The sequence below is a fragment of the Gemmatimonadales bacterium genome, from assembly GCA_019637315.1.
Lineage (GTDB): Bacteria > Gemmatimonadota > Gemmatimonadetes > Gemmatimonadales > GWC2-71-9 > SHZU01.
On record JAHBVU010000006.1, the window covers coordinates 25,201 to 40,683 of the forward strand.

General features: G+C 66.1%; 16 protein-coding genes. 14 read left to right on the forward strand and 2 right to left on the reverse strand.

The annotated features are described in order from the left end of the window. Window position 1: 1 nt before the first annotated feature. Together KF785_07180 and KF785_07185 are read right to left on the reverse strand one after the other, a co-directional pair. A complete protein-coding gene (locus KF785_07180; GenBank protein MBX3146541.1) occupies window positions 2-1,009 on the reverse strand; it encodes a glycosyltransferase in 1,008 nt (335 codons plus the stop codon). Continuing rightward, on the reverse strand, window positions 1,006-2,823 hold the full coding sequence (locus KF785_07185; protein ID MBX3146542.1) for an ABC transporter ATP-binding protein: 1,818 nt from the start codon (window positions 2,821-2,823) through the stop codon (window positions 1,006-1,008). The genes KF785_07180 and KF785_07185 overlap by 4 nt, the downstream gene beginning before the upstream one ends. 61 nt (window positions 2,824-2,884) lie before the next feature. Between KF785_07185 and waaF the strand changes: the two genes are divergently transcribed. The 14 genes from waaF (at window position 2,885) to fmt (ending at window position 15,483) form a co-directional block, all read left to right on the forward strand. After that, complete coding sequence (waaF, locus tag KF785_07190; GenBank protein MBX3146543.1) at window positions 2,885-3,892, forward strand: lipopolysaccharide heptosyltransferase II; 1,008 nt, start codon at window positions 2,885-2,887, stop codon at window positions 3,890-3,892. Next, window positions 3,889-4,257, forward strand: a complete 369-nt coding sequence (locus KF785_07195) for a hypothetical protein (protein MBX3146544.1) — start codon at window positions 3,889-3,891, stop codon at window positions 4,255-4,257. The genes waaF and KF785_07195 overlap by 4 nt, the downstream gene beginning before the upstream one ends. A 54-nt stretch (window positions 4,258-4,311) precedes the next feature. Continuing rightward, a complete protein-coding gene (locus tag KF785_07200) occupies window positions 4,312-5,061 on the forward strand; it encodes a YebC/PmpR family DNA-binding transcriptional regulator (GenBank protein MBX3146545.1) in 750 nt (249 codons plus the stop codon). Between the two features lie 8 nt (window positions 5,062-5,069). Next, entirely contained in the window at window positions 5,070-5,567 is a 498-nt protein-coding gene (gene ruvC, locus KF785_07205) for a crossover junction endodeoxyribonuclease RuvC (protein MBX3146546.1), read from the forward strand. Beyond that, a complete protein-coding gene (ruvA, locus tag KF785_07210) occupies window positions 5,564-6,178 on the forward strand; it encodes a Holliday junction branch migration protein RuvA (protein MBX3146547.1) in 615 nt (204 codons plus the stop codon). Before ruvC ends, ruvA begins: the two co-directional genes overlap by 4 nt. Beyond that, on the forward strand, window positions 6,175-6,384 hold the full coding sequence (locus KF785_07215) for a hypothetical protein (GenBank protein ID MBX3146548.1): 210 nt from the start codon (window positions 6,175-6,177) through the stop codon (window positions 6,382-6,384). The genes ruvA and KF785_07215 overlap by 4 nt, the downstream gene beginning before the upstream one ends. A 13-nt stretch (window positions 6,385-6,397) precedes the next feature. Then, complete coding sequence (ruvB, locus tag KF785_07220; protein MBX3146549.1) at window positions 6,398-7,426, forward strand: Holliday junction branch migration DNA helicase RuvB; 1,029 nt, start codon at window positions 6,398-6,400, stop codon at window positions 7,424-7,426. A 14-nt stretch (window positions 7,427-7,440) separates the two neighbouring features. Next, a complete protein-coding gene (gene queA / locus KF785_07225) occupies window positions 7,441-8,463 on the forward strand; it encodes a tRNA preQ1(34) S-adenosylmethionine ribosyltransferase-isomerase QueA (protein ID MBX3146550.1) in 1,023 nt (340 codons plus the stop codon). Between the two features lie 113 nt (window positions 8,464-8,576). After that, entirely contained in the window at window positions 8,577-11,255 is a 2,679-nt protein-coding gene (locus tag KF785_07230) for a TonB-dependent receptor (protein ID MBX3146551.1), read from the forward strand. A gap of 11 nt (window positions 11,256-11,266) precedes the next feature. Further along, entirely contained in the window at window positions 11,267-12,337 is a 1,071-nt protein-coding gene (locus tag KF785_07235; GenBank protein MBX3146552.1) for a hypothetical protein, read from the forward strand. Window positions 12,338-12,532: 195 nt separating this feature from the next. Then, a complete protein-coding gene (gene tgt / locus KF785_07240) occupies window positions 12,533-13,672 on the forward strand; it encodes a tRNA guanosine(34) transglycosylase Tgt (GenBank protein MBX3146553.1) in 1,140 nt (379 codons plus the stop codon). Further along, window positions 13,669-14,010, forward strand: a complete 342-nt coding sequence (yajC, locus tag KF785_07245) for a preprotein translocase subunit YajC (GenBank protein ID MBX3146554.1) — start codon at window positions 13,669-13,671, stop codon at window positions 14,008-14,010. Before tgt ends, yajC begins: the two co-directional genes overlap by 4 nt. Window positions 14,011-14,025: 15 nt before the next feature. Beyond that, window positions 14,026-14,559, forward strand: coding sequence for a peptide deformylase (def, locus tag KF785_07250; protein MBX3146555.1), 534 nt, complete (start codon window positions 14,026-14,028; stop codon window positions 14,557-14,559). After that, window positions 14,560-15,483, forward strand: coding sequence for a methionyl-tRNA formyltransferase (gene fmt / locus KF785_07255; GenBank protein MBX3146556.1), 924 nt, complete (start codon window positions 14,560-14,562; stop codon window positions 15,481-15,483).

Consider the following 15,483-nt stretch of genomic DNA (forward strand, 5'->3'; position numbering starts at 1 on the left):
ATCAGTCGTCGACCGGAGCTGACGCCTGTCCACCCTGGCGAGGCACCCGGACCCCAAGGGCATCGAGAAGGCGAGGGGCCCGGTGCATATGGGTATGCCTGGCAAGCAACTTCCGTCGTGCGGCCGCGCCGAGTTCGTCACCGAGCGGCGGCGCCTGGAGCAGCTCCTTGACCCGCTCTTTGAGCTCCTTGGGCGTGCTGAACGTCACGACTTCCCGGTCTGGTTCCAGATAGTGGGGCAGGTCGGCGCGAGCATCGACGACCTGAGGCAGGCCCATTGCCGCAATCTCGAAGACTCGCTGGTTGCAGGTGGCCGCATCACGACTCCCGATGTCGTGGTGCAGGTTCACGGCCACCGACGCGCCACCGTACGCGCGGACATACTCAGCCGTCGTCCGTGCTTCACCGCGGCAGTAGTCGCGCAGTGCGGTGCGACGCCAGCCTGGTCCCCAGAGCGCCAAACCGCACTCGACCAGCTCGGCGAGGTACCGCTCCCGAGCTGGCGTTGCCGCCCCGGCAAAGACGACGTTGGCCCGATACTGATCCTTGGTGCGCATCGGCCGATAGACCGAAGGATCGGCTGCGTGCGGCAACACCTCAGGGGCGGAACCAACGACGCGCTCATACGCCGCCGCAACGTCGGATCCGACGACGAAGACATGGTCATAGGCGCGGCCGCTGGCGAGGACCTCGTCGATCCGCCCCAGATCATCCGGAAACCAGTTGACGATGGGCCGGCCCGACTCACGTCGGATCGTGTCGACCATCGCCTCGGAGAGATCGTAGCCTCCGACGACGACCACGGCGTCGGCCTCCGCAGCGTCGATCGCCTTCAGGATCCGGCTTCGCAGGTCGCTGCCGCCCAGAAAGCCGAGGAAGCCGCTCCGGCGCCGAAGGTCGAAGGTGCTGACATCGCAGCCGATCCGCTCCAACGCCCGCGCTCGCTGGTTCGAGTGGGCAAATTCGCCGTCGTCGAACGGTGCAATCAGCAGGACCGAAGGTGCGGTCACGCAAGCTCCTCCACGGATCGGAATTGCAGGTCGTGCAACCGGCGATAGAGCCCGCCGTTGGCGAGGAGAGCGAGGTGGGTGCCCCGCTCGATGATCCGGCCCCCATCCAGGACGAGGATCTCATCCGCATGTTGCACGGTCGCAAGCCGGTGCGCAACCACCAGCACCGTCCGGTCCTGCATCAGGCGGTCGATCGCTTCCTGGACCAGCCGCTCGGACTCGGTATCGAGGGCGCTGGTGGCTTCGTCGAGAATCAGAATCGGCGGGTCGCGCAGCAGGGCCCGCGCAATCGCAATCCGCTGACGTTGTCCGCCCGAGAGCCGGGTACCCCGCTCACCAAGCAGGGTGTCGAACCCCTGCGGCAAGGACTGAATGAACTCCAGTGCATTGGCTGCGCGCGCGGCCTGCTCGACCTGCTCTCGGGTGGCACCGGGTCGACCATAGGCAATGTTGGCGTGCACCGTATCGTTGAGGACGACCGTTTCCTGACTCACCAGGCCGATCAGACCGCGCAACGAAGCCCGGCTCAGCTCCGTGAGCGGCACCCCGTCGAGCCGGATGGCGCCTGCGGTCGGATCGTGGAACCGGGCAACCAGTTCGAGCAAGGTCGTCTTACCCGCCCCCGAGGGACCGACCACCGCCACCACATGGCCCTTGGGAACGACGAACGAGACCTCGTCGAGCACGGTATCCCGATCGTAACGGAAGCCGACTCGATCGAAAACGAGCTCGCGTTCGAAGCCCGCCTCGCGCGCCCCGGACGCATCGGTTTCCGTAGCGGGGCGGTCGAGCCAGGCAAAGACGCGCTCCGCACTGGCCAGCGCAATTGCCATGACCGTGGGGAACTGCGAGAGCGCTTTGATCGGCGCCATCATCTTGAGTGCAATGACGAGAAAGCCGATCGTGACCTCGGGACTCAACTCGGCGCCGATGACGGCCGGGTTGGCCGCAGCCCAGATGATCAGGATGATGACGAACCCGCCGAAGATTTCGCTGACCGGATGGCTGAGCGACGAGAACCGTTGGGTGCGGATGTAGCGCTTCCGATACCGATCGGCCTGCTCCGCGAAGGTGTCGACTTCATACCCCTCGGCGCCGTACCCGCGAATCAGCTTGATGGCACCCAGCCGCTCGGTCACCGTCGAGGTCAGGAGACCCCGCTCCTCGGCAAACTCACCCGCGTGGCGCCTGAGCCGGCGCAGCAACTGTTGGATCCCGATGACCAGGATCGGCGCCGCCGCGAGCGTCAGAGCCGTCAGCCGCCATGAGATTCCGGCCAGGATCCAGAGCGAAACCAGAATCAGCACCAGATTCTGAAAGAACGACGCCAGCGCGGCCGTGACCGCCTGCTTGCTCTGGTCGGCATCCGAGATCACGCCCGAAATGAGCTGTCCCTGGCGGGTCCGCTGAAAGAAGCCGAGATCGATGGACAGGAGGTGGCGGTAGAGCTTGACCCGAAGGTCGCGAACCAGGCCTTCCTGAACCGCGACCGAGAGCTGTGACGCTGCGTACGTGAAGAAATTCTTGAGCACGAGGCCGGCCAGCAGCAAGATGACCAGGCGGGTGCCTGCCGTGGCCCGGTCGGCCCCGCCGATCAGGGGTTCGAGCAATCGGCTGGTAATGGCTTCGAGTTCGGTGCTGCCGGGCGCCAGGGCTCCCGCCGTGCCAAACAGCGTCTTGAGCAGCGGTATCAGAATGACGATCGTGGCGCCGTCGAGCACCGATGCCACCAGGGTGGCGCCAAGGCCAAGACCGAACAAACCCCAGTACGGCCGAGCGACCTGAAAGAGGCGTTTCGCGACATTCCGCTGCATGAGGTAGAAGCTAATTGGACCGTTATCTTTCGGTCCCTTTTCCCGGCGCATCGACGCACTCGTGGCTCCTCGCATTCTCGTGGTTCGGATGAGCTCTCTGGGCGACATCCTGCTCACCACTCCCCTGCTCCGCGCCCTCCGGACCCGCCATCCGGACGCCTGGATCAGCTATGTGACCAAGACGGTCTTCACGCCGCTCCTGGCCGACAACCCGCGGATCGACGAGCTGATACCCTACGATCCGGGTCAGCCCCTGAGCGTCCTGGTCGATCGCCTCAAGGCGGGCGTGTACACGCATCGGCTGGATCTCCACGGCAGTTTGCGGAGTCGGGCTCTCCGGCTTCGCGTGCCGGGCACCTGGCGGGGTTATCCCAAGCATCGCCTGGCCCGGACCCTTCTGATCCGGACCAAGCGGAACGTCTACCGGGACCCGCGACCCGTGGTGGAGCGGTACTTCGATGCCGCTCGCGACCTGGACGTTCAGCCGGACGGCAAGCCGCTCGAGTTCTTCATTCGTCGGGAAATGCTCGACCAGGCCGCTGACTTCCTGAGTCACCACAGCCTGGGCCAGGATCGGAGTCTGGTTGCCGTCTGCCCGGGCGCACAGCACGCAACCAAGCGCTGGCCCGTACGCCACTGGCAGGACCTGGTGACACGGCTGACGGCTCGCGGCTACGATGTCGTCGTCCTCGGCGGCCCGGCCGAGCGCGAGATCGGCGAGGAGATCGCAGCTGCTGGCGCCGAACGCGCAGCCAGCGCTGCGGGGAGGTTCGAGATCGGCGTTTCGGCCGCCCTGCTCAAGCGATCGGCGCGCGCCGTCAGCGGCGATTCAGGCCTGCTCCACCTCGCCACCGCAGTCGGCACTCCGTTGGTCGGCCTGTATGGCCCGACGGTCCGTCCCTTTGGGTTCTACCCCTACCAGGCCAGGGCCACCGCGCTCGAGTTGCCGCTCGACTGCCGGCCCTGCAGCAAGATGGGCGGACCGGTCTGCCCCCTGGGCCATCACCGGTGCCTGGTCGACATTGCGCCAGACCAGGTATTCGAAGCTGTTCGCAAGGTGCCCCGGTGAGCCCGCTCCCCACCGCCGCTCGGTCCCTGGCCGAACAGATGGCTGAGGCGCGCCGGGGCCCCCGCCGCGACGCCCTGTTCGGGCTCTGGCTTACTCTTCGGGTCATCCAGGACCTGCCCGTCGCCGGCGTCGTCGACCGCCCATATCGCCGTCGGGTTGCCCTGCTGTCAAAACGCCTCTCGAGCCTGACCATGGCTCCCGGCCTCAAGCGCGCACTGATGAGCACGGTGACCGAACTCGAGACCGCCGACCGAAGCCACGGCCAGGCGCTCCTGACCGGACTCGCCGCCGCAGTCCGCGACCCGCTGGGTGCCGAAACGGCCGAAGTGCTCCAGCGCGCCGCACGGGGGTTCGCTGGCCCCTAGAGGAACACCCGCCGGGGCTCTAATTTGCGTCCCGACCCGAGCGAAAGGACGTGGATGGCCGGCCATAGCAAATGGAAGCAGATCAAGCGGAAAAAAGCCGTTACGGACTCCCGCCGGGCTTCGACGTGGACCAAATGCATTCGGGAAATCACCGTGGCCGCCAAAGCTGGCGGCGGCGATCCCGGCGGCAATCCACGGCTCCGCACGGCAATCGACGCAGCTCGGGCAGTGAACATGCCCAACGACAACATCGATCGCGCCATCAAGAAGGGCACCGGTGAACTCGAGGGCGCGGTCTACGAAGAGGTGAGTTACGAAGGCTACGGGCCTGGCGGCGTTGCCATCTATGTCGAAGGCACGACCGACAACGCCAACCGAACCGTGGCAGAGGTTCGTCACGCCTTTACCCGCAACGGGGGCAACCTCGGCGCATCGAACTCCGTGGCGTGGATGTTCGATCGGAAGGGGCTGCTCAACCTCGAGGCCAGTCGATCCGCCGAGGACCAGACCTTGGAGGATGCGCTGGAAGCCGGCGCCGAGGACTTCGCCCGCGAGGGCGACTACTACGTGGTGACAACCGCGCCGTTCGATCTGCACACCGTGCAGGACGCGCTCAAGGCCAAGGGCTACGCGATCGAGTCGGCCGAGATCGCGATGGTTCCGCAAAACACCGTCAAGGTCGAGGGCGACGACGCGACCAAGCTGATCAAACTGATCGAGATGCTCGAAGAGCAAGAGGACGTGTCGAAAGTCTTTGCCAACTTCGACATCGATGCCGACGCACTGGTGGAAGCGGAGGGGTGAAACCCAAGCTGCCGGTCACCATCCTCGGCATCGACCCCGGTACCGGTCTGATCGGCTTCGGGGTGGTGACGCGTGACGAGCCGGGGCGGATGGGGCGGTTGATCGAGTGCGGGGTGATCCGCACGTCGCCAGGGTCGGCGCTGCCGGACCGCTTGAAAACGATCCATGAAGGGTTGAGTGAGCTGGTTGCCCGTCACGCGCCGACTGTCCTGGCCGTCGAGGACATCTTCTACGGTAAGAACGTCCGAACGACCGCAGTGCTCGGCCATGCACGCGGCGTCATTCTGCTCGCCGGCGCGCTCGCTGCGATTCCGGTGTTCGAGTATTCCCCGGCCACGGTCAAAAAGACCATTGTCGGCCGAGGTGCAGCACTCAAACCGCAGGTGGGCTTCATGGTTGCCAAGCTGCTCGGTCTCAAAGCCGCGCCCAAACCGGCCGACGCGGCCGATGCGGTTGCGGTTGCCATGACGCACCTGCTGCTCGACCGAACCCGGAGCCTCCGATGATTGCGGTCGTGGCCGGCGTGCTCTCCGCCCGCGTGGGCGACGCCATCATTCTGCAGACCGACGGCGGCGTCGGCTACGAGGTTACGGTTCCGCTCGGTGTGATGGAGCGACTGCCTCCGGTGGGCCAGCGCGCCGCTCTGCATACGGAGCTGGTCATTCGGGAAGATGCCTGGACCCTGTACGGCTTCGATCGACCCGGCGACCGTGTCATCTTTCAGCGGCTGCTGACCGCCAGCGGGTTCGGCCCCAAGCTCGCCCTGGCCGTGCTCTCGAGCCTGGGACCCGAGCGGGCGGTGCGCTCGATCCAGGGCAAGGACGTTGCCGCGCTTTCGACCGTTCCGGGCATCGGCCGGAAGAAAGCGGAGCGGCTGATCCTCGAGCTACACGATCGTTTTGCCGACCTGGCGATCGAGCCGAGCGGACTGCGGACCACGCCCTCCGCAGCCGACGAAGCGGCCCGCGCACTCGTTGCACTGGGCTACCTGCCGGCGCAAGCCGACGAAGCGATTCGCGCCGCGCTTGGTGCGAACGCCGAAGGCGATTCGGCGTCGCTGATTCGCCGAGCGCTTCAGATACTGACTGCCCCGAAGGGCAAAGGAGGACGTCCGTGACCGCACCCATCATTCCGCTTCCCGGCAGCGTGGCCCGAGCGCCGCGCGTCACCGCCGAGTGGCAGTGCACCAAGTGCGGGGTGACCAACCGCAAGTTTCTGCCCGCCGGCACGCCGGTGGCGCAGGACAAGTGCGTCACCTGCCACAGCAAGCATACGATCTGGCCAGGCGACCGTCCGGTGCGCTGGTACTCCGAGCCCGCCTGATCGGCCGTCGACGGTGACGCGCGTCGAGATCACGACTCCGGACGAACTTCCCGAAGAGAGCGGTGCCGACGCGGCGCTCCGCCCTTCTCGGCTCGATGACTTTATCGGGCAGGAAGGAGTCAAAGGGTCGCTGCAGATTGCAATCGACGCGGCGCGCGGTCGTCGGGACACGCTCGACCATATCCTGTTCTTTGGCCCGCCCGGGCTCGGCAAAACGACACTGGCCATGCTGATGGCTCGCGAAATGGGCGTCCAGATTCGGACCACCTCCGGCCCGGTCCTCGAAAAACCCGGCGACCTGGTTGGCCTGCTCACCGGACTCGGCCGCGGCGACATCCTCTTCATCGACGAAATCCATCGGCTGCGTCCGGTGCTGGAAGAGTTCCTCTATCCCGCGATGGAGGATTTCCGGGTCGATGTTCGGATTGCCGAGGGACCGAATGCCCAGACCATCCCAATGGCCATCGAGCCCTTCACGCTGGTGGGAGCCACCACCCGATTCGGCCAGCTGACGCCGCCGATGCGGGCTCGGTTCGGGATCGTCGAACGACTCAATTTCTACGGCGCCGACGACCTGGCGCGGATCGTCACTCGCTCGGCCGGGCTCCTTGGCGTACCAACCGAGGAATCCGGCGCGCTCGAAATCGCGCGGCGGAGCCGAGGCACTCCGCGCATTGCCAATCGCCTGCTGCGCCGGGTGCGGGACTATGCCCAGGTTCGGGCCGATGGCGTGATAACCGCGGACGTGGCAGGACGGGCGCTGGCGCGGCTCAACGTCGACGAATTCGGGCTCGACGACATGGATGCCCGGATCCTGACCACCATCATCGAGAAGTACGGCGGCGGTCCGGTCGGCCTGCAGACGCTAGGCGCAGCCGTCGGCGAGGACAGCGGCACCCTCGAAGAAGTCTACGAGCCCTATCTCCTCCAGCAAGGCTTTCTCGAACGAACCCCGCGTGGTCGAGTCGCGACCGGCGCGGCCTATCGCCGCTTCGGGATGACGCCGCCGGCCGGTAGCACCGGCCAGGGCTCGCTGCTGTAACGCTGGCAGCCCCGATGCGTGTCGACGATTTCGACTTCGAGCTTCCCCAGGAACTCATTGCCCAGACGCCGGCGCCCACCAGGCGGCAGAGTCGTCTACTGACCGTGAGGCGCTCGGACGGCACCATCGGCCACGGCGATTTTTCAGCGCTCCTCGAGGAGATGACGGCGGGAGACCTCCTCGTCCTCAACTCCACCCGGGTCCGTCATGCACGTCTGCTGGGCACGCGCCCCTCGGGCGCACCTGCGGAGGTTCTGCTGATTCACCCGGGCGCCGATGGCACCTGGGTCGCGATGGGCAAGCCGGGTCATGCGCTCCGGCCCGGCAAGCGCATCATCCTGGGAGACGGTATCGAGATCGAAACGGTCGAGGTCCTCGACGGGCCCAACCGCTTGGTTCGCTTCGTCGGCGGCACCGCTGAAGCGGCCATGGCGCAGTTCGGTCGACTGCCGTTGCCGCCGTACATTGCGCGCGAACCGGACGCGACGGACGAAGACCGCTATCAGACGGTCTTTGCCGATCGGGAAGGCAGCGTTGCCGCGCCGACGGCAGGCCTCCATTTCGATTGGCCGCTGTTGTCCGCGCTGGAAGCGGCCGGCATCCGGGTCGAGTATCTCGACCTCGAGGTCGGGCCTGGCACCTTCCGTCCGGTCGAGGTCGAGGATCCTCGCGAGCATCCGATGCACCCCGAGAAGTTCCGGATTCCCGAGCGCCTCGCGGCGGCCGTCGGCGACACCCGCGCATCTGGAAAGGCGGTCTGGGCCGTCGGAACCACGGTGGTGCGGTCGCTCGAGGCCGCGGCCGACGAGCAGGGCGCGATCCGGTCGGGGGAGCAGGAAACCAACCTGCTGATTCTGCCTGGCTACCGCTTCAAGACCGTCGATCGCCTGATTACCAACTTTCACCTCCCCCGCTCGACCCTCTTCATGCTGGTCTCGGCCTTCGGCGGCAGCGAGCTCGTCCTCCGGGCGTACCAGACCGCCATTGCCCACCGCTACCGATTCTACTCCTACGGCGATGCGATGCTGATCCGATAGACCGGGCCGGTTGCACGATTGTGGCGCGATCGTGATCCGGGCATCGGCATCCCGGACGACTTTGTGGGCGTCGTGTCACTGACCCTGCTCATTCGTACCGAGGCTCGCATTCCATGGACGTTCGTCGATGGGCCCCGATCGCCCTGGCGATCATTGTTCCGCTGCTTCCCCAAACCGTATCGGCCCAGACGTACGGCCAGCTCCGAGGGCGGATCATCACCGAAGAAACCAGAACGCCGCTGGAGAACGCCCGCATTGCCGTGATCGGCCAATCGTTGGCCATCACTACCGGCGTCAACGGGCAGTTCGTGCTCGATCAGGTCCCAAGCGGATCCCACACGATCCGGATCTCCTACATCGGGCGCCAACCGGTGACCCGGACGGTCGAGATCCGCGCCGGCGAAACCACGATCGCAGATGTCGCACTGGGCCTCTCCGTGGCCACGGTGGCCGATCTCGCTGTGATCGGATCGCGTTCGATGTCCCAAGCCGAAGCGCTCAACATCCAGAAAAACGCGCCCAACATCATCAACGTCGTCGCCTCCGATCAGATCGGCCGCTTTCCGGATATCTCCGCGCCGGAGGCGGTGCAACGACTGCCGGGCGTGGTTCTGGCGCGCGATCAGGGTGAAGGCCGCTACCTCCAGATCCGCGGCGGATCCGCGGCGAATACGCAGGTCACGTACAACGGCTTGCAGATTCCGGCGCCCGAAGGGGAGGTCCGCCAGATAGCGCTCGATGCCGTCCCGGTCGACTTGCTTGAAGCCATCGAAGTGGCCAAGGCAATCCTGCCCAGCATGGACGCGGACGCCGTCGGTGGCGCGGTGAATCTGGTCACCAAGCGCGCGCCGTTGACCCGCTTGGTGTCCTTCGAGGCGGCCGGCGGCTTCTCGACCTTGCGCGAACGGACCGCCGGGAGCGTCACCGGCACGTTCGGCGACCGGTTTGCCGAGGGCCGTTTTGGCTTGCTTCTGACCGGATCGTTCAACCGCCGCCCGTTCGGTTCCGACAACGTCGAAGCCGCCTATGACCTGGGCGACCCGGGCCTTTCGGACGATGCGCTGGAAACCCTGGAAGTGCGCCACTACACCCTGACCCGGACCCGACAGGGCGCCACGGCCGTCTTCGACTTCCGTCCGAGCGAGCGCAACGTCTTGACCCTGTCGGGGATCTACTCGAAGCTCGCCGACGACGAACAGCGCCGCGTCCTCGTCAACGAGGTGGAGGACGGCGAGCTCAACTTCGAGCACCGCGACCGCTACGAACATCAGCAGATTCTCGGCGTGTCGTTCCAGGGTGAGCACCTGTTCCGCCGGAGCGGCCTGTTCGACTATCAGATCGGCTATACCCGGGGCAGCGAAGACCAACCGCGATCCTCGACGATTGCATTCGTTCAGGAAGACGTCTCGTTCGCACCGTCCTTGAGCCGGACCCAGCCGCGGGCCAACCCGGCCGGCGGCGCGCTCGCGGGCAGCTACCTCTTCGACGAGATCGAGCAGAACACCTATGCCACCCGGAACGGCGAATGGCTCGGCGCCACGAACCTGGCGCTCCCCTACCGACTCGGCCGAGCCAGCGGGCAAATCCGGATGGGACTCAGATTGCGGAGCAAGCACAAGACGGCCGCCAACCTGACCGAAGTCGCCGAGCTCGCCGACGGCGACCTGATTCTTGGCAGCGATGTCGGCTCCGCATTCAATGGCGTGGTGCGCCACCCCGGCGTCTACCCGCTGCCGCCCTTCTCGACCATGCCGGACGACATCCGCTCGTTCCGCAACCGGTTCAGCGCCCGCCTGGAGGACGAAATCATCCTGGAGGAGGAGACCAGCGACTTCGACCTCAAGGAGCGGGTCACCGCAGCCTACCTGATGAGCGAGATCAACCTGACACCGTCGCTCACCATCCTGCCGGGAGTCCGCTACGAGCACACCAAGCTCAACAGCAGCGGATTCAGCTGGAACTCCGAGACCGAGACGCTCGCCCCGCAGCAAGCGACCAACAGCTACGGCAACGTCTTCCCGATGGTCCACGTCCGGTACGCCGTGACGCCACGGACCAATCTTCGCGCCGCGTTCACGACGGCGATTGCGCGCCCCAACTACTTCGACCTGGTGCCCTACCGCCTCCGCGACGACGAAGACCTGGCGCTCGGCAACCCGAGCCTGAGCCCAACGACGTCGCGAAACATCGATCTGCTCGTCGAGCACTACGCCGATCAGATCGGTATCCTGTCGGCCGGCGTGTTCTTCAAGCAGCTGAGCGATCCGATCTTTGTCTTCCGGGAGGACAACGACCTGGGCGGCGAAACCGAACAGCCGCGCAACGGGCGCTCGGGCTGGATTCGCGGGTTCGAGGCGTCGCTGCAGCGGCAGCTCCGCTTCTTGCCCTCTCCCTTCAACGGATTGGGGCTCTACGCCAACTACACCTTCACCGATTCCGAGGCGACCCTGCCGGATGGTCGCGTCGCACGGCTGCAGGGTCAAACGCGACACGTCGCCAACGCGGCCCTCAGCTACGAACGGCGCGGCTTCTCAGCGCAACTCAGCCTCAACTACAATGACCGCTACGTCGACGAGTACGGCGAGGAGGCCGCTGAGGACATCCTGGTCGACCGGCACGTGCAGCTCGACGCGTCGGCCAGCCTCCGGCTGCCAGCCCGCGCTACCGTCTTCGCGGAACTGGTCAATCTGACCAACGAACCGTACCGGGTCTTCCAGGGCGATCCCAGTCGGCCGGTGCAGATCGAGTACTACGCGCGCTGGGGCCGGATGGGCGTCCGGCTCCACTGGTGAGAGGGCATCCCGTGCATCGATTGATTGCGGTCGGCGCGACCCTGACCACCCTGGCCGGCTGCGCCGGCGAGCGCCATCCAAGCACGCGAAAGACCGAGACGTCCGCGACGATAGTCACCGTCCGGGAGGTGTATCAGACCGAGCGAGACACGCTCCTCGACATCGATTCGCCGGCAGTCTGGCACGGCCCGAATGGCGAGCACTGGATGCTCGTGACTGCCAAGCAGGGCGACATCATCCGGGTTGCCGACGCATCGACCGGGAGGACGCTCCGCGATGTCGGCGGATCCGGGAGCGAACCTGGTCGGTTCGAACGGCCGAACGGGATTGCCGTGATCGACAGTCTGTTGTTCGTCGTCGAGCGCGACAACGCCCGAGTTCAGGTCATGACGCTGCCGGACTTCCGACCGATCGGCATCTACGGCACGCCGGAGTTGATCAAGCCGTATGGCGTCGCGGTACGGCAGCAGTCCCCCGGCGTCTACGAGACCTGGATTACCGACAGCTACGAACTGGTCGAAGATCAGGTGCCGCCGGACAGCGCCCTCGGCCGCAGAGTCAGGCAATACCGGGTCAGCCTGGCAGGCGGAACGATCGAGACCGCGCTCGTGGCCACCTTCGGCGACACCGCCGGCGCCGGTGTCCTTCGCGTGGTGGAATCGATCGCGGTCGACCCCCCGTCCGACCGTTTGATGATCGCCGAGGAACTCGAGGGGGAGTCGCAGATCAAGGCGTATACCCTGGCCGGCCGTTTTACCGGCGCCACGATTCCCGCCAGCTATTTCCCGAACCAGGCCGAAGGGATCGTACTCTTCGCCTGCGCCGATGGCGGCGGGCTCTGGATTACCACCGATCAGGGTAAAGTCACCAATACGTTCCATCTCTTCGATCGGCGGTCGCTCGATCACCGCGGCTCCTTTCAGAGCCCGACGATTCTCAACACCGATGGCATCGCGCTGACTCAAGTGCCCTTTCCCGGCTTCCCAGCCGGCGCGCTGTTCGCCGTGCACGACGACGGCGGTGTCGCCGCGATTTCGTGGGAGGCCATCGCCGGCGCGCTGGGTCTGCCGATGCGCTGCTGAGGCGTTTCCACCGCTGAGGCATCCGGGCCGGCCTCGATCCGGCGGCCCGTCTCGGGGGCCAGTCTCGCGCCGGGACGAGATCAGTCGCGGGGCGCCAGTTGCGGATCCGGCCCGCGTTCTCACGGCCGGGGCGGAGCGATTCGGAGGGCGACGCCTGCTCGACACCAGGACCCTCCCCGTCCATCTTTGCCCCCCATGTTCGAACTCGAGTTGATCGGCACCGACGAACGAGCCCGCGCCGGCCGCCTGCGACTGCCCCACGGCATCGTGGAAACCCCGGCGTTCATGCCGGTCGGCACACTGGGTGCCGTCCGCGGCCTCCATCCGCTCGAAGTCGAACGCGCCGGCGCGCAGATCGTCCTGGGCAACACCTACCATCTCCACCTCCGCCCGGGAGAAGAGGTGGTGCGGACCATGGGTGGTCTGCATCAGTTCACCACCTGGCCCCGGCCAATGCTGACCGACTCGGGCGGTTTCCAGGTGTTTTCGCTGGCGACACTGCGCAAGATCGCCGAGGAAGGGGTCGAGTTTACCAGCCACGTCGACGGGAGCCGCCGGACCCTGACGCCCGAGAGCGCCATGGAAATCCAGTACGCACTCGGGGCCGACATCGCGATGGCATTCGATCACGTGGTGCCGGGTGGCGCCGATCGAACCCATGCCGAGGAAGGAATGAAACGCAGCCTGCGGTGGCTGGAGCGCTGCCGGACCCGGCACCAGGCGCTGACGGCGGAGGCCCCGGACGTCCAGACACTCTGGCCCATCATTCAGGGTGGCACCTTTGCCGACCTCCGCCAGCAGTCGCTGGAGGGCACCCTGGCCCTGGGCGACTGGACCGGAACGGCCATCGGAGGGCTCTCGGTGGGCGAGCCCAAACCCGTGATGCATCGTATCTTGGACGAACTCGAACCGGCGCTGCCGCGGGACCGGCCCCGTTATCTTATGGGGGTTGGATTCCCCGAAGATCTCGTCGAGGGAATCGCGCGGGGGGTCGACTTGTTCGACTGTGTTGCGGCCACCCGGAACGGGCGGCACGGCAGCGCCTGGACGATGCAGGGACGGGTCAACATCCGCAAAGCGGCGAACCGGACTGCTGACGAGCCGCTCGACCCGACCTGTGACTGCGAGACCTGCCAGCGGTTTTCCCGGAGCTATCTCCGCCACCTGTTCGTGGCCGAGGAAATTCTGGGACTCCGGCTGGTGTCGCTCCACAACATCCGATTCCTAATTCGAATCGGCGAGCAGGCCAGGGCAGCAATCCTGGAAGGGCGTTTTCAGAACTGGCGCCGCGAATGGCACGCGGCTTACTCCCAAGGCAGTGAGACAACCACATGACGATGCACACCTTGTATGCGCTGGCTTTTGCAGCACCATCCGAAGGCAGCGGTGGCGGCGGGCTCATGGTGTTGTTCATTCAGTTCGGCGCCCTGATCGCAATTTTCTACTTCCTGCTGATCCGGCCGCAGAGCCAGGCGCGGAAGAAGCATGCCCAGCTGCTGGCTGGTCTCAAGCGGAACGACGACATCATCACCGCCGGCGGAATCATCGGCAAAGTGAAGAACATCAACGAGAACAAGATCACGATCGAGAGCGGCAACGCGGAGCTGATTATCGAGCGTTCTCGGATCATCCAGGTCGGTGGCGAGGTGTCGCCCACGGCCTCGCAGCAATAGGAGCCGTAGCTCACGATGGCGCTGTTGGATATCCACCTGCTGGGCTCCCCGGCCCTGCGCAAGCGAGCTGCCGAGGTCACGGAGTTCGACGACGAGCTGCGTCAGTTCATCGACGACCTGTTCGAGACGATGGATGCAGCGGAAGGGGTCGGTCTTGCGGCCAACCAGGTCGGGGTGACCCAGCGGGTGGCCGTCGTCGGCATCGACGACGATCGGTTCGTGATGGTCAATCCCGTGCTCTCGGCGCTCGAGGGACGGGTCAGGGGCGAGGAAGGCTGCCTGTCCCTGCCCGACGTATCGGGTGAGGTGATCCGCGCCGAGCGACTGGTGCTCGAGGCGCTGGACCGTGACGGGAAGCCGTACCGGAGGGAGCTCGACGGATACACGGCCCGTGCAGTGCAGCACGAGGTCGACCACCTCGATGGTGTGATGTTCTTCGATCACCTGAGTTTGCTCAAGCGCGAGCTGCTGCTCCGTCGCTGGAAGAAAGACAACCCCAACGCCGGCCTGACGCGGAAAATCGCTCCGAAGACCGCTCAGCAACCCTAGATGCGGATCGTGTTTTTCGGCACCCCGGACTTTGCGGTGCCGAGCCTGGAAGCATTGGTTGCTGCGCACCACACCATCGTCTTTGCCGTCACGCAACCCGACCGCCCCCGCGGTCGTTCCCGCTCCAACCTCGTCCCCCCGCCAGTCAAGGCCCGCGCCGAGTCGTTCGCGATTCCGGTGCTGCAGCCCGAACGCCCACGCGGTGAGGCGTTTGAGGCGGCCTTGCGCGAGGCCCGTGCCGATCTCGGCGTCGTGGTCGCATATGGTCACATTCTCAAACCCGAGGTGCTCGCCATACCCCGCCTCGGCATGATCAATGTCCACGCGAGCCTGCTGCCTGCCTGGCGCGGCGCCGGGCCGATTCAGGCCGCGATCGCGGCCGGCGATTCGACCACCGGTGTCACCATCATGCAGATGGAAGCCGGGCTCGACAGCGGGCCGGCCATCCTGACGCGCGCGCTGCCGATCCGGGCGGATGAAACGACCGGCGGTTTGACCCCGAGGCTCGCCCGCCTCGGCGCAGAAGCCCTGATCGAAGCGGTCGAGTTGCTGGACAAGGGTGAGGCAACGTTCACGATCCAGGATCATGCCAGCGCCAGCTACGCTCCCAAGGTGACCCGGCAGTCGGCGCGGATCGACTGGACTGCGCCCGCAGTCAGCGTGGCCAACCGGATCCGTGCCTTCGACCCCGCCCCCGGAGCCTGGACTTCGACCCGCGGGTCCGAGGTCAAGCTGTTCCGGCCGGAGCTCGTCACGGGCGAGGGTGTTCCTGGTACGGTGTTGAGTGTCGCGCCGACGCTGACGGTTGCCGCAGGCGACGGTGCGGTGGCCATCGCCGAGGTTCAGCCGTCGGGTCGGAGCCGAATGGGCGCCGCTGCATGGCTGCGCGGCAATCCCATCGCGCCGGGCGACCGGTTGGTCTGA

Bases quoted from the DNA above. Each gene is read 5' to 3' on its own strand.
- ruvA (MBX3146547.1), top strand. From the start codon at position 5,564: ATGATTGCGGTCGTGGCCGGCGTGCTCTCCGCCCGCGTGGGCGACGCC.
- tgt (MBX3146553.1), top strand. From the start codon at position 12,533: ATGTTCGAACTCGAGTTGATCGGCACCGACGAACGAGCCCGCGCCGGC.
- yajC (MBX3146554.1), top strand. From the start codon at position 13,669: ATGACGATGCACACCTTGTATGCGCTGGCTTTTGCAGCACCATCCGAA.
- KF785_07200 (MBX3146545.1), top strand. From the start codon at position 4,312: ATGGCCGGCCATAGCAAATGGAAGCAGATCAAGCGGAAAAAAGCCGTT.
- def (MBX3146555.1), top strand. From the start codon at position 14,026: ATGGCGCTGTTGGATATCCACCTGCTGGGCTCCCCGGCCCTGCGCAAG.
- KF785_07185 (MBX3146542.1), bottom strand. From the start codon at position 2,823: ATGCAGCGGAATGTCGCGAAACGCCTCTTTCAGGTCGCTCGGCCGTAC.
- queA (MBX3146550.1), top strand. From the start codon at position 7,441: ATGCGTGTCGACGATTTCGACTTCGAGCTTCCCCAGGAACTCATTGCC.
- KF785_07230 (MBX3146551.1), top strand. From the start codon at position 8,577: ATGGACGTTCGTCGATGGGCCCCGATCGCCCTGGCGATCATTGTTCCG.
- fmt (MBX3146556.1), top strand. From the start codon at position 14,560: ATGCGGATCGTGTTTTTCGGCACCCCGGACTTTGCGGTGCCGAGCCTG.